This is a genomic window from Parashewanella sp. 2210YD4-3 (assembly GCF_056591735.1).
This window is the reverse complement of sequence record NZ_JBWQOG010000004.1, coordinates 327,605-354,185: the sequence shown is the minus strand read 5'-3', so window position 1 is coordinate 354,185 and position 26,581 is coordinate 327,605. Positions and strand designations below refer to the sequence as shown.

At 39.9% G+C, this 26,581-nt stretch carries 25 protein-coding genes and 1 tRNA gene; 13 read left to right on the top strand and 13 right to left on the bottom strand.

From position 1 onward, the window contains the following. Nucleotides 1–30: 30 nt before the first annotated feature. Nucleotides 31–456, bottom strand: coding sequence for a hypothetical protein (locus tag AC1EU0_RS08850; protein WP_480302041.1), 426 nt, complete (start codon nucleotides 454–456; stop codon nucleotides 31–33). Nucleotides 457–616: 160 nt separating this feature from the next. Then, nucleotides 617–4,615: a hypothetical protein gene (locus tag AC1EU0_RS08845; RefSeq protein WP_480302040.1), complete on the bottom strand. Its 3,999-nt coding sequence runs from the start codon at nucleotides 4,613–4,615 to the stop codon at nucleotides 617–619. 229 nt (nucleotides 4,616–4,844) lie between these two features. Here AC1EU0_RS08845 and AC1EU0_RS08840 point away from each other — a divergent pair, with 229 nt between their 5' ends. The 4 genes from AC1EU0_RS08840 to lipA all read left to right on the top strand — a co-directional run bounded on the left by AC1EU0_RS08840 (nucleotide 4,845) and on the right by lipA (nucleotide 7,824). Next, a complete protein-coding gene (locus AC1EU0_RS08840; protein WP_480302039.1) occupies nucleotides 4,845–5,744 on the top strand; it encodes a proline iminopeptidase-family hydrolase in 900 nt (299 codons plus the stop codon). A 177-nt stretch (nucleotides 5,745–5,921) separates the two neighbouring features. After that, complete coding sequence (gene ybeD, locus AC1EU0_RS08835) at nucleotides 5,922–6,188, top strand: DUF493 family protein YbeD (protein ID WP_480302038.1); 267 nt, start codon at nucleotides 5,922–5,924, stop codon at nucleotides 6,186–6,188. Between the two features lie 18 nt (nucleotides 6,189–6,206). Next, nucleotides 6,207–6,866, top strand: coding sequence for a lipoyl(octanoyl) transferase LipB (gene lipB, locus AC1EU0_RS08830; protein ID WP_480302037.1), 660 nt, complete (start codon nucleotides 6,207–6,209; stop codon nucleotides 6,864–6,866). Next, the gene (lipA, locus tag AC1EU0_RS08825) at nucleotides 6,859–7,824 is read left to right on the top strand and encodes a lipoyl synthase (RefSeq protein ID WP_480302036.1); all 966 of its coding nucleotides are present in this window, start codon (nucleotides 6,859–6,861) and stop codon (nucleotides 7,822–7,824) included. The genes lipB and lipA overlap by 8 nt, the downstream gene beginning before the upstream one ends. Nucleotides 7,825–7,874: 50 nt before the next feature. Here the strand turns inward: lipA and rimI are convergent, their stop codons facing one another. Then, the gene (gene rimI / locus AC1EU0_RS08820) at nucleotides 7,875–8,321 is read right to left on the bottom strand and encodes a ribosomal protein S18-alanine N-acetyltransferase (protein WP_480302035.1); all 447 of its coding nucleotides are present in this window, start codon (nucleotides 8,319–8,321) and stop codon (nucleotides 7,875–7,877) included. 4 nt (nucleotides 8,322–8,325) lie between these two features. Beyond that, nucleotides 8,326–8,673, bottom strand: coding sequence for a DNA polymerase III subunit psi (locus AC1EU0_RS08815; RefSeq protein ID WP_480302034.1), 348 nt, complete (start codon nucleotides 8,671–8,673; stop codon nucleotides 8,326–8,328). Between the two features lie 96 nt (nucleotides 8,674–8,769). Between AC1EU0_RS08815 and AC1EU0_RS08810 the strand changes: the two genes are divergently transcribed. Further along, the gene (locus tag AC1EU0_RS08810; protein ID WP_480302033.1) at nucleotides 8,770–9,795 is read left to right on the top strand and encodes a DUF2804 domain-containing protein; all 1,026 of its coding nucleotides are present in this window, start codon (nucleotides 8,770–8,772) and stop codon (nucleotides 9,793–9,795) included. 40 nt (nucleotides 9,796–9,835) lie between these two features. On the opposite strand, the gene AC1EU0_RS08805 is transcribed toward AC1EU0_RS08810, so the two are convergent. The 4 genes from AC1EU0_RS08805 to AC1EU0_RS08790 form a co-directional block, all read right to left on the bottom strand. Next, the gene (locus AC1EU0_RS08805) at nucleotides 9,836–10,882 is read right to left on the bottom strand and encodes an alkaline phosphatase D family protein (RefSeq protein ID WP_480302032.1); all 1,047 of its coding nucleotides are present in this window, start codon (nucleotides 10,880–10,882) and stop codon (nucleotides 9,836–9,838) included. Continuing rightward, nucleotides 10,879–11,997 carry an alkaline phosphatase family protein gene (locus AC1EU0_RS08800; RefSeq protein WP_480302031.1) on the bottom strand — a complete coding sequence of 373 codons (1,119 nt, stop codon included), beginning with the start codon at nucleotides 11,995–11,997 and terminating at the stop codon, nucleotides 10,879–10,881. The genes AC1EU0_RS08805 and AC1EU0_RS08800 overlap by 4 nt, the downstream gene beginning before the upstream one ends. A 67-nt stretch (nucleotides 11,998–12,064) precedes the next feature. Next, nucleotides 12,065–14,377 carry a TonB-dependent receptor gene (locus tag AC1EU0_RS08795; protein WP_480302030.1) on the bottom strand — a complete coding sequence of 771 codons (2,313 nt, stop codon included), beginning with the start codon at nucleotides 14,375–14,377 and terminating at the stop codon, nucleotides 12,065–12,067. A 238-nt stretch (nucleotides 14,378–14,615) separates the two neighbouring features. Beyond that, the gene (locus AC1EU0_RS08790; protein ID WP_480302029.1) at nucleotides 14,616–15,512 is read right to left on the bottom strand and encodes a LysR family transcriptional regulator; all 897 of its coding nucleotides are present in this window, start codon (nucleotides 15,510–15,512) and stop codon (nucleotides 14,616–14,618) included. A 121-nt stretch (nucleotides 15,513–15,633) separates the two neighbouring features. On the opposite strand from AC1EU0_RS08790, the gene AC1EU0_RS08785 reads away from it, so the two are divergent. After that, nucleotides 15,634–16,182: an NADPH-dependent FMN reductase gene (locus AC1EU0_RS08785; protein ID WP_480302028.1), complete on the top strand. Its 549-nt coding sequence runs from the start codon at nucleotides 15,634–15,636 to the stop codon at nucleotides 16,180–16,182. Here AC1EU0_RS08785 and AC1EU0_RS08780 read toward each other — a convergent pair. Together AC1EU0_RS08780 and AC1EU0_RS08775 are read right to left on the bottom strand one after the other, a co-directional pair. Next, a complete protein-coding gene (locus AC1EU0_RS08780) occupies nucleotides 16,163–18,094 on the bottom strand; it encodes an HAD family hydrolase (protein ID WP_480302027.1) in 1,932 nt (643 codons plus the stop codon). The two genes, AC1EU0_RS08785 and AC1EU0_RS08780, sit on opposite strands and share 20 nt — an antisense overlap. A 69-nt stretch (nucleotides 18,095–18,163) precedes the next feature. Then, nucleotides 18,164–19,300 (bottom strand): methyltransferase, encoded by a 1,137-nt coding sequence (locus AC1EU0_RS08775; protein WP_480302026.1) that lies wholly within the window; start codon nucleotides 19,298–19,300, stop codon nucleotides 18,164–18,166. A 262-nt stretch (nucleotides 19,301–19,562) separates the two neighbouring features. Between AC1EU0_RS08775 and AC1EU0_RS08770 the strand changes: the two genes are divergently transcribed. The 4 genes from AC1EU0_RS08770 to AC1EU0_RS08755 all read left to right on the top strand — a co-directional run bounded on the left by AC1EU0_RS08770 (nucleotide 19,563) and on the right by AC1EU0_RS08755 (nucleotide 21,402). Beyond that, nucleotides 19,563–20,159, top strand: coding sequence for an alpha-ketoglutarate-dependent dioxygenase AlkB family protein (locus tag AC1EU0_RS08770; protein ID WP_480302025.1), 597 nt, complete (start codon nucleotides 19,563–19,565; stop codon nucleotides 20,157–20,159). A 69-nt stretch (nucleotides 20,160–20,228) separates the two neighbouring features. Next, nucleotides 20,229–20,735: an ACT domain-containing protein gene (locus AC1EU0_RS08765; protein WP_480302024.1), complete on the top strand. Its 507-nt coding sequence runs from the start codon at nucleotides 20,229–20,231 to the stop codon at nucleotides 20,733–20,735. Nucleotides 20,736–20,790: 55 nt separating this feature from the next. Further along, a complete protein-coding gene (locus tag AC1EU0_RS08760; protein WP_480302023.1) occupies nucleotides 20,791–21,108 on the top strand; it encodes a BolA family protein in 318 nt (105 codons plus the stop codon). A 24-nt stretch (nucleotides 21,109–21,132) separates the two neighbouring features. Next, nucleotides 21,133–21,402, top strand: a complete 270-nt coding sequence (locus AC1EU0_RS08755) for a DUF1289 domain-containing protein (protein ID WP_480302022.1) — start codon at nucleotides 21,133–21,135, stop codon at nucleotides 21,400–21,402. Between the two features lie 102 nt (nucleotides 21,403–21,504). Here AC1EU0_RS08755 and AC1EU0_RS08750 read toward each other — a convergent pair whose 3' ends face one another. After that, complete coding sequence (locus AC1EU0_RS08750; RefSeq protein WP_480302021.1) at nucleotides 21,505–22,047, bottom strand: hypothetical protein; 543 nt, start codon at nucleotides 22,045–22,047, stop codon at nucleotides 21,505–21,507. A 254-nt stretch (nucleotides 22,048–22,301) separates the two neighbouring features. On the opposite strand from AC1EU0_RS08750, the gene AC1EU0_RS08745 reads away from it, so the two are divergent. The 3 genes from AC1EU0_RS08745 (at nucleotide 22,302) to AC1EU0_RS08735 (ending at nucleotide 24,272) form a co-directional block, all read left to right on the top strand. Next, on the top strand, nucleotides 22,302–23,477 hold the full coding sequence (locus tag AC1EU0_RS08745) for an acyl-CoA dehydrogenase (protein ID WP_480302020.1): 1,176 nt from the start codon (nucleotides 22,302–22,304) through the stop codon (nucleotides 23,475–23,477). Between the two features lie 81 nt (nucleotides 23,478–23,558). Beyond that, nucleotides 23,559–23,930 (top strand): hypothetical protein, encoded by a 372-nt coding sequence (locus AC1EU0_RS08740; RefSeq protein ID WP_480302019.1) that lies wholly within the window; start codon nucleotides 23,559–23,561, stop codon nucleotides 23,928–23,930. A gap of 75 nt (nucleotides 23,931–24,005) precedes the next feature. Next, complete coding sequence (locus tag AC1EU0_RS08735) at nucleotides 24,006–24,272, top strand: hypothetical protein (protein WP_480302018.1); 267 nt, start codon at nucleotides 24,006–24,008, stop codon at nucleotides 24,270–24,272. 83 nt (nucleotides 24,273–24,355) lie between these two features. Here AC1EU0_RS08735 and AC1EU0_RS08730 read toward each other — a convergent pair. Beyond that, nucleotides 24,356–24,432: transfer RNA gene (locus AC1EU0_RS08730), tRNA-Ile, on the bottom strand. Between the two features lie 223 nt (nucleotides 24,433–24,655). Then, nucleotides 24,656–26,479 (bottom strand): RNA polymerase sigma factor RpoD, encoded by a 1,824-nt coding sequence (gene rpoD / locus AC1EU0_RS08725; RefSeq protein WP_480302017.1) that lies wholly within the window; start codon nucleotides 26,477–26,479, stop codon nucleotides 24,656–24,658. Nucleotides 26,480–26,581: the final 102 nt, after the last annotated feature.

Below are 26,581 nucleotides of genomic sequence, written 5' to 3'. Positions count from 1 at the left end.
TTTCTAGAACTAGGGAATAAATACCTTTTTTTATTTCCAAGGCTTACAGCCAGAATTGTCACAAATCAAACCTTCCATATTGTTGATTGGACCAGAATAGATGATCTTACCTATTGTATTAGTTTTATCGTCTATTATTCTGACGGTGGTTTGGTATGAGTCGCTTTTACTCGGACCAAAATATACATACCAGCTTTCACTATCAACAAGTGTATGACTATCACCAGTATCATTTGGTGCTTTATATACGATAGCTTGATTACCCATGTTATTTATAGGAAAACAAGATTCTATGTTTGGATGACCAGCTTTATAACTGTTGCAATACAACTCACCACTTTGAAGGTTTGTATAATTGCTTGTAGCGGATACTATCGAGTGTTTATTTGCTGCTTGAGCCTGACAAGTACTTGCAATAAGTATTGCAGTCATTAAAAGGAATTTCTTGTTTAACATTTTACTCTCCAACGACTTCATGATGTGAGGAGGGATTTTAATCACTTTGCATTGTAAGATAGATATCAATTTAACTTCATGAATCTTTATTAAGATCAACCTTGTAATTTGATGGGCATAGCTCTGATTGTTCAGAGGGCATCTATAGTCTCAATAATTATTATTGTTCAGCTTTTACCGTCAAGCTTTCATTAAGTTTATCGCTCAGCATATTTTTTATATATAGCAGTGCGTGGCACTGAATAAACTTTCCATTAGAGATTTGAAATGATGCTGCAAGGTCTAGTAATTCTGTAATATTCTCCAAAGAAGTGACGGACTCTTTTTGAGCAGTATCCTTCAGTTCATCTATTTTTGTAAAATGTAATTCTCCAGCTTTAGGAAGGTAGCTCTTTAGCTCAGTAATTAACTGGCTGAATATTAAGTTGAGGGAGACAGGTTCTTTGTCTGACGAGCCTTCAAGTATTTCATTTAGCGATTGAATTAAATTAGCTCTTTGTTCAAAGAGTGATTTTAGCTCTAATCTATTCATTAGCGTTACCTTATACTTTTTAGGTTCAGCTTTCTTCGACAGTGGTTCGAGTTCTACAAAGGTTTCTTGACGAAGGCCAACGACCTTTACGGATAAGGTTGGTTTTTGTGCCATTTTTAGTTTTGAAGTATTAGCCCTTTCACGCTTAGCTTCTACTTTGGACTTTACTTCAGGCTGAGTTTTTACCTTGGTTTTAACCTCAGGATTTTTAACTTCTGTAGGGCTTCCAATTTCTCCACAGTCTTTTTGAATGCTGGCAGTCAATTTAGGCGAGTCTGCTGTTGGGGTTAGTTTACTTTTAACTTCGACCTGACTTGAACTAGATGCTGGTTGCAGCTCTATTTTTGGGAGGGAGTGATTAATTTCGGCTTTTGCTTTTCTTTTAGGTTTTGACCTTGACCTTCTAGGCTTGGGATTAACCGTACTCGAATTTCGTGGCGTTGCACTTGCTTCTGTAGAGATGGTAGAGAATTCATCTTCACCTATCGTTTCTTCTTGCTGAGTTATGGCGGCATTTAACGTGCTGTTTTGCCATTGTGCTACTTTGTCTTGTGGTGTTGATGGAGCCTCGGTAACTTCAAGAATTGACTGGTCTCTTGCCTTGTTTAGAGAAGGAGGGATATCTGAACTGGGCTCATTCTCGCTTTTAGTTACCGGTATTTGGTGAAGAGAATAATAACTTTGGCTTGTGGTACTGCTTTTTACGCTTAAATTATCATTTGCAGTTTGAAAGCTACAGTTAGATTCTGAATCTGCACTTTTTAATTTAATGCTGTCTGCCGCATTTTCGACTGGCCATTTATGTGCGATAGCTAAGTCCTGTGCCCTTAAAACATTTTTAGTTGAAGGGTGTTCAAATGTTTTTAACTCTGAATCATCAATTTCAACTAGCCTATCAATAGCACAATAGAGTTTTAAGCGTTCAGCGGTATCAAGTTGAAGATATTGAGGTTGGTATGCCAAGTTTTTGGCCCACTTTAAGATCAGGCTGAGCTGGAGCTTATTTTCTTTATTAAATTCTTCAGTAGGTGATAAAGATAATGCTTCTATCGCATTCACGATAAGGACTTTTATAAAATTGGGGTGATTACATGGGGCTATTTTCATTACACAAAATACGGTTGCTATCCCTTTTTCTGTAGCTGAGGAGGTTACTTCTGTTAATGAGCGAGAATAAAGCTTGGCTAAATTTTTTTGCCATGCAGTTTGTTGTGGCTCAGTAGCAAATCTGAAGATAAGTTGGTAACGGTAAGCTATTTTTATCAGCTCTTCCTCATTTTCGAAGTGATAATACCCTTCCTTTCTGAATTGAGCTGATTGTTTTAATGTATGACTTAAGGGGATTGCAAGGGCTTCTATTAGTGTATGACAAATCCTTTCAAACCTAGAACTTAGAGTTGGGGGCTGTTGCTCATTATAAGGTCGAGTTAATCGAATTGAAGATATCTGCATAGTTTCAAAGACATCTAAGGCTGCTTTAAAGTTTTCCTCCTTGATTAACGCTTCAACCTGACGTAATTCATAATCATGAATTTTAAGACTGTGATTTGTAAATAGATGAGCTAGCCCTCTTTCAAGAGAGAAACTACATACTGGAGGCATTATCAGCGCAGAGGTAAGGGAGGCGCTCGGTGTAGGGGATTCACAAAAACGTTTTGTTAACTCCTCCAGGCGGTCTGTTTCAGTCTTAAAAACAGAGCCATTTAGTCTCGGCAATAAGAACAAGTCTTGAGAAAATAAAAGTAATTGGTTGATAACAGCCGTTGACAATGAGCGTTGTGTTGGCTCCAATTGTTCGTCAAGGATACGAAATAATGCCTTACCAATAAGGTTAAGGGCATGTTTATCTATAAAGTTAATGGGAACCATTTGCCTAATCATAAGCAGGTGTTCGACTTGGCTTGAAGGGTATTTATGTGTAAATATGTTTTCTAAATCAATATGCCATGCAAAACAAATCACTAGGTATAGCTTTTCAACTTCTCTATCACTGAGCTTTTTAATTAATACCTGTAATTGTGATATAACTTTTAATTCTGGTTGAAACCTTTTGTAGTACTCGGTTAGTACAACTTTTTCGCTTTTTGTGCGATGTGGTGTATTGTCCAAACTGCTAATGATCGGATCGATATAGATGACTTTTACTCTTTCTAGCAATCTGTTATATGCCGTTTCAAAATAGCGAGGTGAAGTGGTTTTCTCAATCTCACAGCTTACCTCTAGCTGAGTTAATAATTCCATTGCTTGTTGCGTTTTATCTTGTCTAGCAAGCAAATAAATTTGGTCAAGTTGGCGCTGTAACTGAAAGCTTAGTTTTAACTGCTGTGTAAATGTAATAGCTGTTTTGGTGGACTGTAAATCTTCTATTAAGTTGCAACATTGCGGTGAAATACTAACGCCAGTATCGCTAAACTCTTCTATTTCAGCTACACAGAGCTTTACTGCAGTTTGCATATTCACTTCGTTTTGCCTAAAAAGATAAGAAAAAACGGCGTTAGATAGTGCTATTTCATAATCATCTTTTAGTCCTGAAAACTGTGAGATTGAGAGGGGGCTTTTTTGAACCATTTTCTTTATCGTTTGCAAGGTGGATAAAGAGTGAGTTGAGGTTCCTACGGAAAGCAACGCAACATCGTTTAAATAACATTTCAAGTTAAACTTTGCCTGATGTATTAGAAAGCATCGATATACTTGATGTTGCGGTTGAACGCTTGTCAAAACCATCTGTTCTAGTTGATTGAATTCACCTGAACTGGCCAAACGGTATAGTTTCCCATCTGTTGTAAACCGCTTCATGCTTCTGGGTGCTGTACATGTCTCAGATTTGAAATGGCAAATATCGTCTATTTGTTGGCGAGAAAAAAATTGCATTTGATAGGCTATTGATTTAAACAAGTCCATAATCTCGCGACGAGTATCTTCAAATGCTGCTTTATTACCTAGTTGGTGATATAAGCCCCCAAGTTCCACGAGCCTACTTACTTTTAATTGATAAATGCTTTTTATGTTTGCTATGAACCTTTCGTATTTGGGAGCTGATTCCTTACAAAGTTTTGCCATACAAAAAAGCTTGTTTAAGCAATCTACTGAAAAAACCATTGATAGATGATCAGGTTCAAACTCTTTAAAAATCTTTTCAATTAGCTCGCAATACTCTGGGAGAACTTCTGTTTCAAGCATCGTTTTTCGTGATGCAGCTCTCGCTGTTTCTTTATTTTTTACGTCATCAGCATAGTGCCGATACACCTTTTCAATCATTTTAGAAACATAACGTATTCTTGCATCTCTTAACTCTGATCCACATGCCTCTGTGAGTGTTTTCTTAAGGCTGCGCGCTGGTGTTAGAAGAAAATCTTGTTCTAGTTGTCGACCCTGTTCTTGCCTATGTGAAGTTTGGGGGCCTTGATGAGTGATTGTTCTTCTGTGAGGGCGATTTGTGGTGCCTCCCTCTCTATACCAAGTGGCTTTACTTGTGTGTTGAGTTTGTTTTTTTGCGGTAAATTTTTTTGCTGTAGAGCAAGTGTGAAGGTTCGGCTCAACAATCAATGAGGGAACGTTTTGAGGCGTACGTTTATTGAGTGTAGAAAAGGCTGTTACTTCAACACGCTCAGTCTCAACTATACTCATGGGCTTTAGATTCTAAGAAAGTTTTTTATACAGTAAAATAAAATAGCTTACACTGTACTGAATAACTTTAATTTGGCTGTATGAAAAATATATTATTTTGATGAAAAGCAAAGCATGAGTAATGTACGCCTGAATCGTAACTGAACAAACTTTTGTTACTTATACTTAACTCTCTGTTTTGTACTATCTTTGACTTACCTTTCATACCGTTTTTAATCATGAACAGTTTATGTCTGACACTTCTAAATTTATCAATATTAAAACTCCTAATGGTACACACAAAGTTTGGGTTGAAAAGCACGGTGATAATCCCAAGCAAAAAATATTACTGTTGCATGGTGGCCCGGGTAGTAGCCATGACTATATGAAATTATGTGAGCCTTATTTTGATAAGGCGGGGTATGAATTTTATTATTACGATCAATTGGGATCTTATCGAAGCGATAAACCTGACGATGATAGTTTATGGGAGCTGCCACGCTTTGTAGATGAAGTCGAACAAGTTCGTATTGCGTTAGGTTTAGATAAGAGTAACTTCATTTTAATGGGACAATCATGGGGTGGACTGCTGGCGATAGAATACGCCATTCATCATCAATCGGCGTTAAAAGGGCTTATTATTTCGAACATGATGTCCAGCACTCCTGCGTACGGTGAATACAGTAAAGTATTAGCTAAGCGGTCAATGCCTGAAGATATAAGACAAGAAATTGAGAAATTAGATGCGGCGGAAGATTACGAAAATCCTCGCTTTATGGAGTTGCTGATCCCGCATTATTATGAAAAGCATGTATTACGAATTCCTTTTGATTCATGGCCTAAATGCGTGATGGAGGCGTTTGATCGTATCAATCACACTATTTATATTCAGATGCAAGGGCCTAGCGAATTTGGCGTGAAAGGGAAGTTAGCTAACTGGGATAGAAGCCAAGATATTAAAAATATTCATACTCCTGCGTTAGTCATTGGTGGCGAGCACGACACTATGGATCCCAAACATCTTGCTTGGATGGCAGAGCAAATGCCTAACGGTGTTCACAAAGAGTGTAAAGGTGGTAGCCACATTACTATGGGGGATGCACCTGAAAGTTACTTTAATGCAATCGCTGATTTCCTTTCCAAACTCTAGAGAGCCCTCTAGCCATAGTGCAGCGTGACTGGTGAGCTAGATTGACACCAACTGCGCTGCAATTATATTAAACTCAATTGAGCAAAATTCATTCTTAAAAGTTCAACACGCCATAGCTTGTTTTCTGTATAATCGCCACCATATCTGAGTAATGTACTATGGTATTGGTTATATTTTATGTTGAGTACCAAATTTGATGAATTAATGGAGTTTCCTTGCTCCTTTCCTTTTAAAGTTGTTGGTGATGCCAGTGATACGTTGGCGGATCGTGTTGTATCTGTGGTTCAGCAGCATGCACCAGGTGATTACACTCCTACCACAAAAGCGTCCAGTAAGGGCACGTACCACTCAGTAACCATTCGCGTAAAAGTAACCAGCAAAGAGCATGTAGAGACCTTATACGTTGAATTGGCTAAAATAGATGGTGTAAAGCGCGTTTTATAACGTCTAGGAGAGTGACTCTTGCAAGATGCAAAGCTTCATATTCGACATTTAGGGCAGCAGGATTACGAGTCAGTATGGCATGCCATGCAAGAATATACCGATAATCGTGATGCACAAAGCCGTGATGAATTATGGGTGGTTGAGCACCCCCCTGTATTTACTCAAGGGCAAGCTGGTAAAAGTGAACATATTTTGTTTGCCGGTGATATTCCTGTGATCCAAGTCGATAGAGGTGGGCAGGTGACTTATCACGGTCCCGGTCAATTAGTGGTATATCCACTATTAGACATAAAACGACTTAAAATAGGTGTGCGCCAGCTTGTTACTACAATCGAGCAGAGTATCGTTGATATGCTTAAGGACTTTGGCGTTGAAGCATATCCAAAAGCTGATGCGCCGGGTGTGTATGTTAACGAAGCTAAAATAGCCTCTCTTGGGCTAAGGATCCGTAAAGGATGCTCGTTCCACGGCTTAGCTTTAAACGTAAATATGGATATGGAGCCTTTCCATCGTATCAACCCTTGCGGTTATGCTGGGCTACAAATGGTACAATGTCATGAGTTAGGCGGGCCTGAGTCGGTAGAGCAGGCCGCGGAATCATTAATCCCACACTTAGCTGAACTATTAGGTTATAAGCAGTTGGTTCAACATCAAGGATTAGCAAATACAAATGAATAGACCAGAAAGACTTCAACCGGGCGTGAAATTGCGTGATGCTGATAAAGTATCTCGCATTCCGGTTAAAATTGTACCCTCTGAGCGTGAAACCATGTTGCGTAAGCCTGATTGGTTGCGGGTTAAATTGCCATCATCAAATCAACGCATTACCGAAATCAAAAATGCACTGAGAAGTAACGGGTTGCATTCGGTATGTGAGGAAGCCTCATGTCCAAACTTGTCTGAGTGTTTTAACCACGGTACGGCAACCTTTATGATTTTAGGTGCGATATGTACTCGTCGTTGTCCATTCTGTGATGTTGCCCATGGTCGTCCTCTTAAGCCTGATCCTGAAGAGCCAAAAAAACTGGCGAAAACCATTAAGGATATGAAGCTTAAGTATGTAGTGATCACCTCGGTAGACCGTGATGATCTTCGTGATGGTGGTGCCCAACACTTTGCTGATTGTATTCGCGAAATTCGCGCGTTGAACCCTGAGATTAAGATCGAAACCTTAGTGCCTGATTTTCGTGGTCGCACCGAAAAAGCGCTGGACATCATCTCGCAAAATCCGCCTGATGTGTTTAACCACAACTTAGAGACCGCGCCTGCGCATTATCGTAAAGCTCGTCCGGGTGCAAACTATCAGTGGTCATTAGATTTGCTTAAGCAATTCAAAGAGCGTCACCCTGATGTACCGACGAAGTCAGGTCTAATGATGGGTTTAGGCGAGTCAAACGAAGAAATCATGCAAGTGCTTCGTGATTTGCGTGACCATAATGTTGAAATGCTGACATTAGGCCAGTATTTGCAGCCGTCTAAATTCCATTTACCTGTTGTACGTTATGTGCCGCCAGCAGAGTTTGATGAACTCAAAGAGTTTGCCGATAGCATTGGCTTTACTCATGCGGCTTGTGGACCTATGGTGCGTTCAAGTTACCACGCTGATTTACAGGCAATGGGGAAAGAGGTTAAGTAATCTCTATCTACTGAGTATTCAAAGGCTGCATTTTGCAGCCTTTAGTGTTTTTAGGTGAGCATAAGCTCCATCATAATTGCGTCTTCTCGACCTGTTTCTGTTGGATAATAGCCGTCGCGGCGATAAGTTTCATTAAACCCTAGCTTGCTATATAAGGCGATAGCAGCGGTATTTGAGGCTCGCACCTCTAACATCATTATCGTTACGCCTCTTTGTTTCGCCTGTTCAAGCGCTTGTTGCAGTAACTGCTTGCCATAGCCCTTGCCTTGGCATGAAGGAGAGACACAAATATCCATCAAGGTGGCTTCATCTATTACTTGATGAACAATAGCAAAGCCTTTTATTTCGTCGTCTTCATACAGCCCAATATTATGATACAACCCGCCAAAGCAGGATTGTATGGTGGGCAAAGACCAAGGATGTGCATGTGCTTGTTGCTCGATGTGATACAAAGTGTCGCTATCAGTAACTTCGAGTGATGAAATAGTAATGGTCAACGGCTTAGCCCTTTTTATTTAAATAGCCACACATTTGTTGCCATAACTCTCGTTTGGCTTGGCTTTGTTGCAGTATGTGCGACATGGGAGCCGACTCAATTAGAGCGGTATGGGGGCGCGTTTTTCTTTGGCGCATATCCCAAATCACTTGAGCTCCTTTGATTGCTTGCTCTGAAAAAGCAAACTCAATATCGGATAGTTCTAACAAGGTCAATATTTGGGCTACAAACTCTGGGCTAGGGGGAGTATCATCATCGTCATGCAAAATCAGATACGCGGCTTGAGACTGAGCGTTGGCTGCTGATTGCCACTGTTGGATATTCATGGCATCAAGAAAAGCGGATTTATCCATATTATGCACAAATTAAGATTGATGTTTGCAGTATATCAAACTCATCGCTAATACCAACTTCATTCAAGCTGCATATTGTTTTACGAGGTTGAATCTATGCCTTGTCGTTTTTCCCAGTTGGCTCCGGAACATTTAATCGACGTTCACGGTAATCCGATTTATGGTCAATTTGATGGGATGGTCGAAGAGCTAAATATTCAAGACTTTCACTATTACAACAATATGGATAGAGCGGTTAATCCGCTGAGTAAGTATCTTCATTTTAAACAATTTCAGTTTGTTTCAGTTCACACTCCTCATTTTATTCTCGGTGCCGCAATGTCGGATATTCGCTATTGGGGGACGGGCTTTGTCTACCTTTATGACATTCATCGAAATACGTTAGTTGAGGCAAGCTGGCTAAAGTCACCATTATTTGGCTATCACTTCTCACACTCACCAAAGCATGGTGAAAGCTATATCGGCACAGGAGCAAAGCAATTAGCAATAGCAATAAACGATGGTGTTTGGCAGTTAAAGCTGGAATGTTTAAAGCTCAAAGCAGACCTTATCTTAACTCAGCAAAGTCTCAGTTTGCCAATAGCTCTATGCACTCCGACAGGCTATAACGGCTGGACTTACACTCAAAAGCACAATGGTTTGAAACCAACAGGAAAACTGATGATTAATGATGAGTCACAGCCACTTAATCAGGCATTAGCCAGCTATGATTTCTCAGCGGGGTTCATGCGTCGAGAGAGCAGTTGGCGCTGGGCTTCAATTAATACACGGCTTTATGATGATGTCATTGGACTGAATTTAGCCGCGGGCGTTAATGAAACAGGCAGTACTGAAAATGTACTCTGGGTTAATGGTGAAAAGCACTGGCTACCTTCCATTCATTTTGATTTTGACCGTCACATTAAAAGAGAAAGTTGGCATTTAGTCTCGCAAAAAGGTGACATTAATCTCACTTTTACACCAAGAAACCATCGCAGCGAAAAACGAAACTTGGGCTGGTTGCAGTCTAATAGCACACAATTTATCGGAGATTTTAACGGCCTGATAACGGATACTAAAGGCCGAAAATACCATCTCAATAATGTACTAGGGATAACAGAAGACCATTTTTCTAAGTGGTAGAACGGACAGCTCAATGGCCTATCGAGCTGTCCGTTATCATTTAAAAGCTCAGTTTTGATAAAGCAAGTTGATGTTTCATTACTAGTTTTCCTTGCTCGTTTTTAAGGCCAAATTGAACGACAGGGTCTTTCATTTCCCAGTTGACTTCAATAAACCCATAATTGACTTTATTGGTGAAGTCTCCAACCCGATGTTTATTTGGGCTTACGTCTTTCCATTTTTCACTGAGACCTGAACTGGTGATTTCCCATATTGGGTAGCCATTATCTTGGGGAAGCTTCGACATTTCCCCCCAGTGAGTGTCACCACTGATCAAAATGACACCATTGATTTTATGCTGTTTGATAAAATTCAATAATCGGTTGCGGTCATAAGGAAAGTTCGCCCAAGATTCCCATCCAGTAAATTCTGGTAACAGTTGTAAACTCGAAGCGATGACTTTTATTTTTGATGGTTTGAGTAACTCTTTTTCTAGCCATTGCCATTGCTTCTCCCCAAGCATTGATGCCTTTGGTGTAGGTGAAGCTTTGTAAGGCCCCATATTGTTAGGTAAGCGCTGAGTTGCATATTTAAACTTACTGACTTGATGTAAGGTATCCCTATTCCAGCGTAAATCAGGCATGATCACCTGAATTTGTTTATCTTCAGTACCATAAAAATACGAGGTGTAGATACCATCTCGGTGATAACGGGGCGAATCTTTTGGCTCGTTAAAGAAATCCAGCATGGCTTTGCGGGAAGCCTGCTTTTGTGGGTACTCTTTACCTGCATCATTTTCGCCATAATCATGATCATCCCAAATCGCGATTATCTCTGATTGCTGTCTAAGGGTTGCAAAACCGGGGTTTTTACCAAGTTGTTGATATTTAGACGCTAATTCAACCATATCTTCGGTATCACCATAAACATTATCGCCAAGCATGATAAATACATCGGGTTTATCGTGATTGATGGCATTAAAAATAGGCATGGGTTTGTATTCTTTAGCGCAAGAACCAAAATAAATTTTGCTGATGAGCTCTTCGCTCCAACTAGTTGAGTGGGTCAAACCAAACCCTAATATCAAAAATGTTATGAACTTTTTCATTTGATGATTTCCTGAATAGGTTTACCAGCTTTCGGGTTAAACGCCTTAGGTGATTCATTAAGCAAGGTAAGCGCAGTAGCGGCGATTTGGTCTTGCTTAAGCTCTTGAGCTGTAGGCATGTCGCCGATGGATTTGATGTCTGGGCCAATTGCTGCCATCCAAATATGCTCTGAGCCTATAATGCCTTGTGGAAATACTGGTTTTAGCTTTTTCATATAGCCGGATAAAGAGGCTTTCGAGGCATGATGCATCCAATCTCTAGCGGCAGAGCCTCGACCATGATCCGTAACAATCAATAAGTTGGTGTTGTCTTTATACTCTGGCAATGACTGAAGTTGTTGCCACAAGTCTTTGATAAAATCATCAGTACGACGAGTAGCAGAAATGTAATGATCATAACGGCCGTCATGGGCGAAATCATCGGTCTCGCCGTAAGATATCGCCATGACTTTAGGTTTGTGAGTTTTTAGGTGTTCTAACGCATAATGATGGGTAAAAGCATCTAATCTAACTGTTGCCCAAGGACTAGGTATTTGCGTTTGTAGCTGATTCAGCAGATTTAATTTAGCTGATGTTTCTTTTTCTGAAGTAAACCCTGCATTAACATGAAGACGGCTACGCTGAGTATTCAAAATATACGGAAAAACATCCCAACTACCAAATACAGCCACATTGTTATAATTTCGTTGATTTTGTAGCCATTCCAAAAAGCTAACTTCAGGGTTGTTAACTTTGGCATTAGAGTTGAGATTGGGGTTGGTCACTCCCGTGAAAATTTCACTGTAGCCAGGGTACGAAAAGTTCCAACGGTTGCTTACCGACATTAAAGAGTCATTGTTACGGTTACCAACAATGACACCTTGCTCAGCTATGGTTTGCCAAAGAAAAGGCATGAGTTTTTGTTTCGCTTTATCGGCGGGTAACGTTTCTAACTTTTTAATAAGTGGCGTTTTATGAGGTGTGTATTTGGTATTGTTTGCAATATCAGGCTGAATACCTTGAAAGACTTCTTGCCAGCGCAAACCGTCGATGGTGACCAAGATGAGTTTTCTGTCTTGAGCTGTGGCGGATAAGCTTAAAGACAGTAATAGGATTAAATAAGTAATTTTTTTCATAGTCTTTTACGCAAAAAAGCGGGAAGTAGGCTTAAGCCTGACAACCCGCGAATATAAGGAAATGGTCTTAGAATTTGAAATCTAAGGTTAATGCTGCTGTTTTAGGGGCACCGATAAAGTACTTTTTACCGTTGCCTTGACCTGTTGATAGGTAATCTTTATCAAACAGGTTATTAACGACAAAGTTTAGGTTCATAGATTTGATCCCCATGCCTTCGAAGCCAAGCTTGTAGCCAACCCTTAGATCGGTAATGATGTAATCATCGGTCTTAGTTTGATAGGCTTGACGAGGGCCTGTGTACTTATTTGATAGCCCTATTACTAAGTCATCTACGGAGTAGTTGGCTGCCAGTACCCACATGTTTTTAACTGAGTCGTATACTCTTTTTCCTTTGACAATCGCAATCTTTGGATCCGGAACGCTTTGAGTGTATTCAGCATCATTGTAGGTATAAGAACCATACAGTTTGAAGTTTTCATTAATATCGTAATTAACGCTTAACTCAAGACCTTTAGAATCTACGCCACCAACATTGATGAAGCTGCCATTAGTGCCAATGATGTAGTCAATCTCACCAGTATCGGCGTTAGGAGGTAGGAAAGTAATTCGGTTTTCGAACTTGATGGAGTAAGCCGTAGCCGAAAGGTTTAACTTGTCACCAAAATAGCGAAGTCCTAAATCAATGTTGTCGGCCGTTTCTGGTTGAATGTCTTCAAGTGCTGAAGCATCACGCTCAAGAACCGTATCTTTGATTGCAGCAAAGTTTTGGCTATAGCTACCAAAGAGTTCAATTTCATCAGTAAGTTTGTAGACAACACCAGCACTAAATAGCACATCTGAATCACTCTCAATTTTGGCTTCGGTGCTACCAGTAAAGTTATTTACTTTGTCTAAATCGACCAAATATTGGTTGATACCAGCGTTAATTGTGAAATCACCATAGGTCATGGTGTCTTGTAAATACCACTTTAAGGTGGTGGTGTTAAAGGTATTTGAGTATTGAATCCAATAAGGATCATGATCAAAGTGGTGATATACCCGAGCGTCTATCACTTTATGCCAGTCACGAGACTCGTCACGCTTTGTATCTTCGTACCATAAGCCTGCAAGTATGTCGTGGTTATCTAATTGCCATTGAGTATTGGCAGTCAGACCCATACGATCTTTTTTATAATGGGTATGACGGAAAGACATTACAGGCACTGCATCTTTTGAATAGCACGCTGGATGCAGTGCAGGGCCTGAATTTCCGGGGAAAGTATAACTTGCATTACAGCCTGCCGCTGGAGCTAAAGGCTTACCATCTTTATCAGCAAAACCATATCGTTGAATATTACCATCGCTGTCTAATACGGCGCGTTTATTTTTATCTGCAACGACGAGATAAGGAGGGATCCAGTCGCCACGGCCTTTGTTTTTGTGGTAGTAAGGAGTGACATTCAAGCTTAAGCTGTCATTCACGTCATATTCAAACTTCAGGTAGGCAAAGGTGTTTTCGCGTAGGGTAGACCAGCCTTCTGCGAAGTTTTGATCAATATATGGTTTACCAGTCCAGTTCCACGTCAGCCTATCCCAGTCAGGATCTTGCTTAAATTGCTCTAAGGTAACAGAAGCGTAGTTATCTTCGTGGACGTCATCATAAGAGATGCGGCCAGTGACAGAAAGTTTGTCCCAGTCAGATACGATTTTAGCTTCAAAGTGCTGACCATCAGTACCACCATTTGAGCCGGAGCCTGACCAGCGTTTGGTGCTAGTATCAGCGTAGCTGACGTAAGCATAGGTATCATCAAAAATTTCACCCGTTTCGTGACGAACAAAGAAACGCTTAGCTTGAAAGTCGCCAGCAGTATAAGCAATGGTGGTTTCACGCTCGGTTTCAGGGTTCTTAGAAATGAAATTTAATGTGCCACCAAGAGCATCCAAAGACGCTGATGAAATGTCGGCTGTACCTTGGCTGACGTTAACGGTACTGAGGTTTTCAATGCTGATGTAGCGATTGGCTTTTGAACCGCCACCGTAATTTGAGCCACCGTTTGGTAAACCATCAATGGTCATGCCGATTTGTTGTTCATTACCATTAATGGCGAAACCACGCATAGTTATTGAGGTTGACCAATCATCACCACCAAAGGCATCACCTTGGTTAATATTGATGCCAGGAAGTTCGTCAATAACATCTAATACGCTTGAAATTGGCGCTTCTTTTTCAATCATGGTTTCGCTGGCTTCATTGTTAGCAAATGAAATACGTTTTCCAGCAACTGAAATGCGCTCAATTGAAGTATCATCTTGTAATTCATCAGCCGTAACTGTTGAGACTGAACTTAGTGCGACCAAAATAGCCGTAGTGATGACAGATTTTTTATATGTTGGTGACATGTTTTCTCGCCTAGTGGTTTTAGATTTCCGCAAAGTCTAGGCAGGAAGTATTTCAGTGATATAGGATAAAAATTACACTTTAGCTAACTTGATATTACTAAAATTTGAACAAAAAATGACAGGCTATCAGCTACATAGTCGATTAGGCTTTTGGCTTGCTTGATGATTAAGGTTTATTAATGTGACAATAAAACCTAGCAAAAATGTACTTCAAAATTCATGATTATGAAATCTTTACCTATAATCGCTCAACCACAAAATCGATAAAGGCTCTTACTTTGCTCGATAAGTGCTTTTTACTTGGGTACATAAAGTAAACATCAATGCTTTTGTTTTCAAATTCTTCCAAGATACTAATTAACTTGCCTTGCTCAAGCTGATTTCCTATTCGAAAAGAAGGCATTCGAGTAATACCTTTTCCCGCCATGCACATAGCCAGTAGCGTTTCAGAATCATTACTTTGAAAGCGAACTTTTATAGGCACATTGACTTCTTTTTCGTTATTTGATTGAAAATTCCATACATTTGGGTTTCTGGAGAGGGAATAGCCTAGGCAATCATGCTGGTCTAAGTCGGAGAGACTTTTAGGGGTACCAAATTGAGCTAAATAGTCAGGAGAAGCTAAGGTGAGCAATTTGAATGAAAGTAGCTTGCGGCAGATAAAACTTGAATCAGTAATATCTCTGGTGGCTCGCATAACCAAATCAAAACCTTCGCCAATGATATCCACTCTGCGGTTTGATAATTCCATTTCAAGGCTTATTTTTGGGTAGTGCTCTAAAAATTCATCTATTATTTTTTTCATTTTTGAGGATTGAAAGTCCACCAAACAACTGATCCTTAGTAATCCCGATGGCTCTTTTTGCAATCCTTGAAGCTGTTCTTGGAGCGTTTGAGTTTCTTGAATAATCTGTAAACAGTGTTGGTGAAATTGTTGCCCCTCAGGTGTCAGGCTGAGTTTTCTTGTGGTTCTATTAAGTAATCGCACGCCTAATCGAGATTCTAATTTATTTATCTCTTTGCTTATGTGAGAAGGGGAATGACCTGTTACGTCTGATGCTTTGGTGAAACTATTGCAAGAAACGACTTGTTCAAAAATTAACATGCCGTCAAGTAAATTCGCTTGGTATTTCATTATTAGTCACCAAAATATTTAACCTCATATGGAAATAGTATTTCATTTTTTGATGTATTAATACTTGTTGGTAAACAAACTATGCTGTAGTTGTCTTAAATAACATAGAGTGAAAATGAACATGAGAGTACTCGTATTTGCGGCAACGAATCACCGTCAATCTATAAATTTGCAATTGGCTAAGTACGTAGCACAAAGAGTTAAAAACACTTCACAGCAAATAATTGAAGTTGAGTTACTAGATCTTAATGACTATGAAATGCCTATTTACAGTCAGGATAGAGAAGAAGCCTCAGGCATTCCACAACTTGCCCATGATTTTAGAGCTAAAATTTCACAAGCAGATACTATTATTATTGGTTTTGCCGAACATAATGGCACTTATTCAGCAGCTTATAAAAATGTATTTGACTGGACCTCAAGAATAGATCGCTCTGTATATCAAAATAAACCTGCGTTATTGCTAGCAACTTCCCCCGGACCGAGTGGGGCAAGTACAGTCTTAAATCAAGCGATAACCTCAGCGCCCTATTTTGATATGAAAGTAGCCGGAAGTTTTTCATTACCCAGTTATTTTGATAACTTTCAGGGCGTGGGTGAGCCTATAAAAGATTCAGTATTGGAACAACAGCTGTTAGACGTTATTGATACTATTGTGGCAAAAATTTAGGCCTGCGATATAAGGCTAGGAGCGCAGCAATTTTTGACATGTAATCGAACAAAGGCTGCTGCTCTTCAGTTGGTTGCTTTTCATCAAATTGCTGTAAGTATTGATTCACACAAGTATTCAATTGGGCAAATTCGTCAGCTGTGAGATCTACCCAATCTTGTTTACTTTGAAGTGAAGCAAGGTAAAGGTCTATCACAGCATTTTCGATTGATGTTACCTTCGAAAAACGCCCTCCAAATGCCTTAAAGGCTTGCTCTTTCTCTATAAGAAGCTCAATATCATGATCTGTTATGTCAAGTGCTCTACACTCTGCTGTAAATTCATTACTGTCAGTCTTTAGCTGTTGGTGTATAGCGCCTAGGTTGTTTATGTCATTGCCATCGATGACAATTTGGGTATTGAATAGTCTATATCGATGACTTCCTTCTGGATGAAATACACCTAAACGTGATTCTAAAAATGCGAGCAAAGCATCAGCTTTTATTGGTTGTTGTGGATATTGAATATCGACCGTTTTATCAGCTAATTGAAGCTTCATAATGTGGGTGTCAGGTGTTTCTCTTTCTGCTTCAATAGGTTCTAAATGAGCACACTTAACGTGCACCTCGCAATCAAATTCAGGATTGACGTCAACTTCCACTTTCATATCAGGGGTAATGCCTAAGTAATCATTTCTGCGTTCAACAGCTTGTTCTAACTCCAATTTATCTTGGGGAAAAGTTTGATAGTAAAGCTTCATATTGAAATCATGACCAACGACCTCTTTAGCTTCATATTTCCAATACTGTTGCGCGCGAGAAAGGTGTACTCCTTCAATGGCACCTGTAAAGACAAAAGGGTAGTATTTTAGCTCTTTCTCTTCAGCAACCTTTGATACAGCTCTAAGATTACCAGCGTCATCGTCTACAAATACCACCGCATCGAATTTATCTTGGCTTGCTAAGTATTCTAGTAAAACCTCTCCCTTGTCCATATTATGTTGACCATCTTGCCTTCCGATAACCGCAGCAAACCATTCGGTTTCAATATCTAGAGATTCTAACTTTTGCTTAGCATCATTTTCACCTGATTTGGTAATAATGATGATGTTGGCTGTTGTGTGTTGCTTTTGTAATTGAGTCAGTGTGGTTTTTATATGCTCAGCAGTTTGGCCATCGAGTAATTTAAAGTCGCATAAATGAACTTTGTCATAGCATGGGGTTGATAACTTTAAAGTCAGTAGTACTTCATCCATGTCAAAGATGATCAAAGGTCTTTCCGCCTCTATAGGCTGCTCAAGCAGTTGAGCGATATTAACAAGTTCTGGGTAAGCAACTTCTTGAGTTTTGTTTTCAGCAGTTACTGTTTGAGTTGGTGCGACGGTATTAAACGCTAGATCTGAACGTATTTGTAATGAAGTCAGACCAAGATCTTCATCTTCAATGCTACTTAATGAGTCACCTTCATCAGAAAGTTCTTGCCAGTCATTATTGAGACTGAGTAAGCCTGTGTTTATACCATCATGTTCAGTATTGTTCGAGGTGCTTGTTTGAGGGGATGGCTCTTGCTTATTACTATCACTAGCTCCAGAAGTTATAAATGACTTTAAGTGAGGCTCAGTAGCCTTTTGGGTGCTCTCGAACTGTGACAATCGTTCTTGCAAATTTATGATTGCTGTTTCAGTTATCTTGCTAACTTTCTCTTGGTTATATCCCGTAAGTTGAACGAAATCATCGCCTTTTGTAACTTTGAACTCGATGATTTCTATTTTTCCTGAAGCCTTTACTTCAAACTTTATGATGTGTTCACCGAGTGACAGTTGAGATAAACGCTGTTCGAATGGTTCAGTTCCAGATGTAAGATAGATGCACTTTTCTACTGAATCGTAACGAGCCAAAATATTTGAAGATGTTGACGGGGTTGGGGAAGCCATAACAAGCACTCAATAACTTAACATACTGTTTAGGTTAGCAAAGCGCTTGTTGATGTGGATTAATTGTTGTTAATTATTAATGGCTTGTAACACGACAAACTTTCCGTTGGAACCGATTGTTTTACAGTTACCGAATAACCGCTTCAGCTTTATGTGGTAGCCTAAGTGACGGTTACCCACTATGTGGAGAGTCCCGCCATCGGCGAGTTTTCGTTTTGCATCTAAAAACATTTGCCATGCAATATGGTCAGTAATGGCTTCGCCTTGATGAAATGGTGGGTTACAAATGATCAAATCTGGTTTGATTTCATCGCTTAGATTAGTCAAGCAATCATCCCAGTAGAAGTGTCCGTTTTCAGTGTTAAACTCGTTTAATTGCCAGTTTTGTTGTGCAGAAGCAACAGCCATTTCAGAGTCGTCAACAAAGTGAATATTGGCGTCAGGAAACACCTGCGCTGCTCGAAGCCCCAATACTCCATTACCGCAACCTAAATCGATAATTTGCTTGTAGTTACCCTGAGGGAAAAACTGTAATAAAGCTCTTGCTCCGATATCCAGCTTATTAGCGGCAAACACATTGCTGAAATTGTTTAACTTGAGCTGGTTTTCGGGAATTGACCATTGAGTGAGCTTAGGCTCGTCTCTCGCAGATCCATCAGAGACACAAGTGATCACTCTGCATTTTTTCCAAGCCAAACTGGCACTGGCATCACCTAGCTGTTGCTTAATAAGCTCTATCACCGATTTATTGATGCTCTTAGCCTTTGCCGCAATGAGTACTTTTGTTCCTCGTTTAAGGGAACATGAAAGCCGACTCAGCTGGTGGGCAAAATAGTTCAGGTTTTTAGGCAGCTTCATTAACACTAAATCAATATCATCTGGTAAAGGTGATCGGCTATTAACCCAGTTAATATTGTTATTACTAAGCTCGTTCGCTTCAAGGTTCGCTATGGTGCCTAGCTGGCTGGTTTTGTTATCGGTTTCAATCACCAAAGGAAGTTGTGGAGCTTGTTGGGCTAAGGCACAAGTTAGGGCGCCAAAGCTGTCATTAATGATGGCAACCTTGTTAAAAACCTGAGCAGATTCAAATAGCTGTTTAAGTATGTACTCATCTGCCGCATCCCAAGCCTGTAAATTAGCATTGGCAAATTGTGGGTAACGATGAAGGGATAAAGATAATGTGCGATCTGTTAAAGCAAGGTGCATAACGAACTTCTGATTAATGAACAGAAAGCTATTATCTCAAAAAAACTAAATTAAACATAAAGTTCATAAGATTTTTGTCGTGCCATGACTATACTTATAACAAGTTTATAATATAGGTGTATGATTTTTATGGTAAATAAGCAAGCTCAAGGTTGGACATTTCTTTTTAAGGCAGTATTGGTTATGGTCAGTTGGTATGTGTTTGGTGCTTTAATCATGGAGTGGTTATAATTTCGCGACCGATTTATCACTTGTATAGCCAGTGCAACAATCATTAGCATTTGAAACTGTTGAGCTTCCAGTCAAAATTATTCGACGTTATCTGACAGAGAAACAGCGGCAGTTATTATTACTTGAAGCAGAAAGTTACCCTTATTCCTCTCCTCAAATTGAAGTTTATGGAAAGCTACATCGCATTCCCCGTCGCCAAGTTTGGTTGGCAGATAGAGGCTGTGATTATCGGTATTCCAAGCAAATTATTACAGCGCTTCCTTGGTTTCATTATGTGGCTAGGCTTAAAGAGCAGCTCAACTCTGAATTTGGACAAAGTTATAATGGAGTTTTGGTAAACCATTATGTCGATGGAAGCGAGCATATGGGCTGGCATAGTGATGATGAACCTGAAATTGTCACCAATAGTGATATTGCATCGGTTAGTCTAGGGGATAGCCGAGACTTTGTGCTGAAACACAAAACAACTCAACAGAAGCACCTCATTACATTAGAGTGTGGTGATTTACTCATTATGCCAGCAGGTATGCAATCAGATTGGCTGCATGCGTTACCTAAGCGCCTGAAATCAAAACGCGCTAGAATTAATTTTACCTTTCGCCAAATCATTCCGAATTATCACAAATAATTTGTGGTCCATCACACCGCTTTTCTTTGCTTTATGAGATAACAGCGAAATAGCAAAGGAGAATATACGATGAAAGTCAGTGTGATAAGTACTGTAAGTGGCCTTGGTGGCAGTAATGTAGTGACCGAACTTGCGCAAGAAACACGAGAGTTAGGTGGACATTGGCAAACCAGTAAAGTGATAACGCTTGCCGATCAATTTACGGCATTATTCTTGGTTATGATTGACGAGCATAAATTAGCCGGTTTTAAGCAGGCGATGTCACGACGTTTTTCAGAATTAAGCTTTGAATACTCAATACCCAAAATGGAAGCGACTAATTTTAGCGAGCCTATTTCAGTTACAGTACATTGTGTAGATAGAGCTGGATTAACGAAAGATATTCACGAGCTAATGCAAGGGCTTGAGCTAGATGTGGAGCAATTTAGCTTTTTTCGAGCACCAGTAACTATGCTTGGAGATTCGGTATATCAAGCCAGTATTCAGTTACGTCTACCTTCTGATCTCAACATCGAAAAGCTCACTGAAAAATTCGAAGAGCTTGATCCCAGTATAAGGTTATCGACTCTCGGTTGATCTTTTATGGAGCAATCAGTAACCTGCAAGCATAACCGTTATGTGAGTAGGAACTATGTCCAAGAAACCGATTGGGCCTGTAGCAGCAAAAATTACCGAAAAATTGACTCAGGCCTTTACTCCTCAATACATCGATGTGTTGAATGAAAGTAACCGTCATAATGTACCACCCAATTCAGAAAGCCATTTCAAAGTCGTTATTGTCAGTGATGAGTTTGAGGGTAAAAGATTGATAGCGAGACACCGCTTAGTCAACCAATCTTTAGCTGAAGAACTCTCCAATGAAATTCACGCTTTGTCGATTCATACTTATACTCAACAAGAGTGGCAAGAGAATGATGATGTTCCTCGCACACCAAACTGTAAGGGTTAATTGCTAATCAAAGGGAGGGGACTAATGGAACAACTTGAGTTTTTTGAAGTCCCCAGCCCATGTATTAATGTGTGTCAGTCAGATAGCCGCGGCTATTGTAAAGGATGCTTTAGAAGTCGAGATGAACGCTTTCACTGGCAAAAATTTGATGATGTAAAAAAAATAGATGTTATTCGCTTATGTAAACAGCGAAAACGACGTTATCTATACGCCCAATATCAAGTCTATAAAGCCCAACAACGGAAAAAACAACAAAATGCCGATCTCAATCAGAGTTTTGATTTTGATGAGTGAGAAGTAATCTTTATTTCTATCCCTATAAGCCACTTCCTTGCTATTTGCTGTAGTGTTCAGGTTCCTATAAAAATAGAATTTAAGTTATTTGAAAAAGGTATATTAGTATCTTTTGTTTGCATGGTCTTTTGTTAAATCTAGTATCTGATCGTGCCCATAATTTGTTAAAGCACTTTCGTTGGTTGCTTTTTCAACTTCATTTGGGGTTGCTGGTGGTAAGATTTCAAAAGTTCTTTTTGTCAGTACTGACACTTTTTCAAGGCTTAAATTACGGGTGTTATATTGTTTTTGCAGAGCAGATGCATGAGAAGAAGCTTTTGAACCTGGGAGAGATGCATTACTTGTTTTGACTGTAATTTTTCTATGAAACTTATTCGCTACTTTTCCTGTTGAAAGTTCATCTCCAAAGTCACTAAAGCTGACTTTGAAGGAAATTTCTTCATGCCAGCCTTCGTTTGTATGTTTTATTTTTATTTTTATTAATTGTTCAGTCTCCAGAAGTACATTCACTTGCTTATGAACGGTAGGTATAACGTTCTTTTCTAGCTCCAAAAAACCTTTTCCTTTGGGATTAAAGAGTAAAATTGGATCATCTTTTGTCGAATAAGGTGAGTTTGTTGTAGATGTTGAAGCTGGTGTCGCCATAATAATTTAAAAAGATTTATTCGCTACAATATATGAGCATCTAAGCAAAAAAAATTTTAAACAACCAGTTAATATTTTTTCATCTTCTTTTCATCGTGCTGATTTAGCTCAATAAACAAACTTACTGTTGTGCTAGAGTCAGCGATACAAATTACCTTATGGCGCACAGTTATTTAAGATAAACTGAGGCTCTGCCTTACGCTCATTCTTGGTAATGGGTTACCAGTACAAAAAGATATATAAAAGGATGCTTCATGGCTCGTATTCATTATGATTGGCAAGATCCCTTGCAGCTAAATACTTTACTTTCTGACGAAGAACGCATGATCCGAGATATGGTGCACGAGTATGCTCAAGATAAATTAATGAGCCGTGTATTAACTGCGAACCGTGAAGAGCGTTTTGATCGAGAAATCATGAGCGAATTAGGTGAGCTTGGGTTACTTGGTGTGACCTTGCCAGAGCAATATGGTTGCGCTAATGCTAATTATGTCAGTTACGGCTTAATTGCTAGAGAAATTGAACGTGTTGATAGCGGCTACCGAAGTGCCATGAGCGTACAGTCATCGCTGGTGATGCACCCTATTTATGCTTACGGCACCGAAGAACAAAAACAAAAATATTTACCCAAGCTGGCAAGTGGCGAATGGGTAGGCTGTTTTGGTTTAACCGAACCTGACGCTGGCTCTGATCCTGCAAGTATGAAAACCAGAGCTGAAAAAGTTGATGGTGGTTATCGTTTAACGGGTAGCAAAATGTGGATCACTAACTCGCCAATCGCTGATGTTTTTGTGGTTTGGGCAAAACTGGATGGCGTGATCCGTGGCTTTGTTCTCGAAAGGGGCATGAAGGGCTTAAGTACTCCAACAATTGAGGGTAAGTTCTCATTAAGAGCCTCTATTACTGGTGAAATCGTAATGGATAATGTCGAAGTGGGTGAGGAAGCTATTTTCCCTGAAGTGTCAGGCTTAAAAGGCCCATTTGGTTGTTTAAATAAAGCGCGTTACGGTATTGCATGGGGCGCATTGGGAGCCGCTGAATTTTGTTGGCATGCCGCAAGGCAATACGGCTTAGACAGAACTCAATTTGATAAACCTATCGCGGCTACACAGCTTTTCCAAAAGAAACTGGCAGATATGCAAACTGAAATCACAACAGGATTGTTCTCTTGTCTGCAAGCAGGACGATTGATGGATCAAAATGCGTTACCTGTAGAAGCTATTTCTCTTATTAAACGTAACTCGTGTGGAAAAGCACTAGATATCGCACGAATAGCTCGTGACATGCATGGTGGAAACGGTATCTCCGATGAGTTTCATGTGATCCGTCATGTTATGAACTTAGAGTCAGTCAATACTTACGAAGGAACGCATGATATTCACGCTTTAATTCTAGGTCGTGCTCAAACCGGATTACAAGCGTTTATGTAGATTAAATTGCCTTAATCTTGCTAGATTGAAGCTCAGTTTGCGTTAAGGTCATAGTCAAGTTTGTTATCAGGTAAACTGGCTATGAAACTATCTTCTACACTCTTTCTAATATTGCTTTCTAGCTACTCAGGCTTTGTGTATTGCAAAGCCTCTTGCGCTACTCAAAGAGATCAGCTTATTGAAAAACCAGATGTACAAGTATGGAAAACTCAACTTTGTCGTCGCGGGGTTATCGACTACCACACTCATAAAAACGCACGAGTGATCATATCTTCCGAAAATGCCATTCTCAAAATTTTATATAAAGATGGCAGCTATGAACTCATAAAATTAAGAAAAGGTGTCCCTAAATATTTATCAAAACAAGAAGGTCAAAAACTGCATGAAGACATCAATGTAAGCGGTCATAATCTTGATTTGATGGTGATAGAAGTGAAAACACCTGCTGTATGAAGTTGATTAACCTAACCTTGAATTAACTTAATTTGCCCTAATTTATTTCAATATAAAGGAATTATAAGTTTGGGTATGGATAAATTACTTCTTGAGATTACAGAGTTAGCTGTAACTAACTTTTTACTGGGAATATTAATCTTTATTGCTGGTGGAATAGGATTATTCAAAGTCATCAAATGGGCGAAAGGCATGCCGAAAGCCGCTTTTTTAGTCCTCGCTATTTTTCCTTTGATTTCAATCTTCCCAATACCACCACCCGCGTTCAAAAATGTTGAGAAAGCCAAGATAGAGCAAAGAAAAAATAAACAAAATAATGGTGATTCTGAAGATGATGATTAGTTTGTATAGGTGGAATAAAAGCGGCATGGAATCGAAAATATTGTGAGTTATTTATTACTTTTCAATGATTTACGTTGGGAAGATGGTGGCCCCTCACAGACTTGAACTGTGGACCTATCGATTATGAGTCGAGTGCTCTAACCAGCTGAGCTAAGGGGCCATTTTGAATGTAGCGAATGCTACGAAGTCGAAAAGAAGTATACGAACTTTGTTGGCGCTTGTCATCCCTGTTTTGCCGAGAAATCATGCAAGTAGAATCAATTGGTTATCTGTTATACAAAATTTGCTTCAGTTGTCATCTTTTATTCAGCTAACTTCATAAGATCACATAAAAAAAGCCTCGATATGTTCGAGGCTTTTTTGCTGCTTAGTGAGTAAGTCGATTACTCGTCTAAGAATGATTTTAGAATTTCAGAACGAGAAGGATGGCGCAACTTGCGTAATGCTTTTGCTTCAATCTGACGAATACGCTCACGGGTAACGTCAAATTGTTTACCTACTTCTTCTAGCGTGTGGTCGGTGTTCATATCGATACCAAAACGCATACGCAGTACCTTAGCTTCACGAGCTGTTAGCCCTGCAAGTACTTCGTGAGTAGCGTTTTTCAAGCTTTCACCGGTTGCACTGTCTAGTGGTAGTTCGAGGGTTGTATCCTCGATAAAATCACCTAAGTGCGAATCTTCATCATCACCGATTGGGGTTTCCATTGAAATTGGCTCTTTGGCAATTTTCAATACCTTACGGATCTTATCCTCAGGCATTTGCATACGTTCAGCCAGTTCTTCTGGTGATGGTTCGCGTCCCATTTCTTGTAGCATTTGACGTGAGATACGGTTTAGCTTGTTGATGGTTTCGATCATGTGTACCGGAATACGAATGGTACGTGCTTGGTCAGCAATCGAACGGGTGATAGCCTGACGGATCCACCATGTGGCGTAAGTCGAGAACTTGTAACCACGGCGGTATTCAAACTTATCTACCGCTTTCATTAGACCGATGTTACCTTCTTGGATCAGATCCAAGAACTGTAGACCACGGTTGGTGTACTTTTTCGCAATTGAAATTACTAGACGTAAGTTCGCTTCAACCATTTCTTTTTTCGCACGACGTGCTTTGGCTTCACCGATAGACATACGACGGTTGATGTCTTTGATTGCAGAAATAGCTAAGCCCGTTTCGTTTTCAACTGCAACCAGTTTACTGATGCAGCGAAGTACGTCATCTTCAACTTTTTTCAGGCCTTCTGAGTAGGATTTTCCAGACTCTAGCTCTTTGGTGAACCATTCGCTAGTAGCTTCGTTACCGCCGAAGGCTTTGATAAAGTTCTTTTTAGGTAGTTTAGCTTGCTCAATACATAGCTTCATGATCAGACGTTCTTGAATACGAACTCTGTCCATCATGGTGCGCATGCTTTTTACTAATGCATCGAACTGCTTAGGGACAAGACGGAACTCTTTGAACAGTTCACCTAGTTCAAATAAGCATTTTACAGACAAGTGATGATCACGGCCTTTCTCGGCAATGGTTGCTTGACCAATATCAAACAGTTTTCTCAGCTCCGTGAAGCGTTCTTTTGCTTCTTCAGGATCTGGGCCTTTGTTTGCTTCTTCTTCGTCATCATCATCGTCGTCTTCATCGTCCAATTGCTCGTCAGTCAGTTCAGAGCCAACGTGAGTAGCGGTTGGAGCGACGTCATCTTCGTCAGGGTTTACAAATCCAGAGATAATGTCAGATAAACGGATTTCTTCAGCTTCGTACTTGTCGAATTGCTCAAGGATCATCGCAATCGCTTGAGGGTATTCGGCTACAGAGCCTTGAACGGTATTGATCCCTTCTTCAATTCGTTTGGCGATGACAATTTCGCCCTCACGGGTCAATAGTTCAACGGTTCCCATTTCACGCATGTACATGCGAACAGGGTCAGTTGTACGACCGATTTCACTCTCTACTGTTGCTAGAGCGGCAGCTGCTTCTTCAGCTGCATCTTCATCGGTGCTGTCTTCAGACATCATGATTTCATCGGCATCCGGCGCTTCTTCAAACACGCGAATACCCATGTCATTTATCATCTGGATAATATCTTCAATTTGATCAGAATCGACCATATCTGCAGGTAAGTGATCGTTCACTTCTGCATAAGTCAGGTAACCTTGTTCTTTACCTTTTGCAAGTAACAATTTGAGTTGCGACTGTGGAGTATGATCCATAGATATCATCCAAGTTTGAGTAAACAGTTTACGAGGCGATACGTTGAATTGTTCAGCAGAGCTGTGTTCAACGCAAAGCGTCAATTATAACCATGTGCACTT

Coding starts and splice junctions, on each gene's coding strand:
- rpoD (WP_480302017.1), bottom strand. CDS start 26,479: ATGGATCATACTCCACAGTCGCAACTCAAATTGTTACTTGCAAAAGGT.
- AC1EU0_RS08805 (WP_480302032.1), bottom strand. CDS start 10,882: ATGAAAAAGTTCATAACATTTTTGATATTAGGGTTTGGTTTGACCCAC.
- AC1EU0_RS08785 (WP_480302028.1), top strand. CDS start 15,634: ATGAGAGTACTCGTATTTGCGGCAACGAATCACCGTCAATCTATAAAT.
- AC1EU0_RS08765 (WP_480302024.1), top strand. CDS start 20,229: ATGAAAGTCAGTGTGATAAGTACTGTAAGTGGCCTTGGTGGCAGTAAT.
- AC1EU0_RS08780 (WP_480302027.1), bottom strand. CDS start 18,094: ATGGCTTCCCCAACCCCGTCAACATCTTCAAATATTTTGGCTCGTTAC.
- AC1EU0_RS08755 (WP_480302022.1), top strand. CDS start 21,133: ATGGAACAACTTGAGTTTTTTGAAGTCCCCAGCCCATGTATTAATGTG.
- AC1EU0_RS08735 (WP_480302018.1), top strand. CDS start 24,006: ATGGATAAATTACTTCTTGAGATTACAGAGTTAGCTGTAACTAACTTT.
- lipA (WP_480302036.1), top strand. CDS start 6,859: ATGAATAGACCAGAAAGACTTCAACCGGGCGTGAAATTGCGTGATGCT.
- AC1EU0_RS08815 (WP_480302034.1), bottom strand. CDS start 8,673: ATGGATAAATCCGCTTTTCTTGATGCCATGAATATCCAACAGTGGCAA.
- AC1EU0_RS08845 (WP_480302040.1), bottom strand. CDS start 4,615: ATGAGTATAGTTGAGACTGAGCGTGTTGAAGTAACAGCCTTTTCTACA.
- ybeD (WP_480302038.1), top strand. CDS start 5,922: ATGTTGAGTACCAAATTTGATGAATTAATGGAGTTTCCTTGCTCCTTT.
- AC1EU0_RS08760 (WP_480302023.1), top strand. CDS start 20,791: ATGTCCAAGAAACCGATTGGGCCTGTAGCAGCAAAAATTACCGAAAAA.
- AC1EU0_RS08850 (WP_480302041.1), bottom strand. CDS start 456: ATGTTAAACAAGAAATTCCTTTTAATGACTGCAATACTTATTGCAAGT.
- AC1EU0_RS08800 (WP_480302031.1), bottom strand. CDS start 11,997: ATGAAAAAAATTACTTATTTAATCCTATTACTGTCTTTAAGCTTATCC.
- AC1EU0_RS08795 (WP_480302030.1), bottom strand. CDS start 14,377: ATGTCACCAACATATAAAAAATCTGTCATCACTACGGCTATTTTGGTC.
- AC1EU0_RS08810 (WP_480302033.1), top strand. CDS start 8,770: ATGCCTTGTCGTTTTTCCCAGTTGGCTCCGGAACATTTAATCGACGTT.
- AC1EU0_RS08740 (WP_480302019.1), top strand. CDS start 23,559: ATGAAACTATCTTCTACACTCTTTCTAATATTGCTTTCTAGCTACTCA.
- AC1EU0_RS08750 (WP_480302021.1), bottom strand. CDS start 22,047: ATGGCGACACCAGCTTCAACATCTACAACAAACTCACCTTATTCGACA.
- AC1EU0_RS08775 (WP_480302026.1), bottom strand. CDS start 19,300: ATGCACCTTGCTTTAACAGATCGCACATTATCTTTATCCCTTCATCGT.
- AC1EU0_RS08790 (WP_480302029.1), bottom strand. CDS start 15,512: ATGAAATACCAAGCGAATTTACTTGACGGCATGTTAATTTTTGAACAA.
- AC1EU0_RS08840 (WP_480302039.1), top strand. CDS start 4,845: ATGTCTGACACTTCTAAATTTATCAATATTAAAACTCCTAATGGTACA.
- AC1EU0_RS08745 (WP_480302020.1), top strand. CDS start 22,302: ATGGCTCGTATTCATTATGATTGGCAAGATCCCTTGCAGCTAAATACT.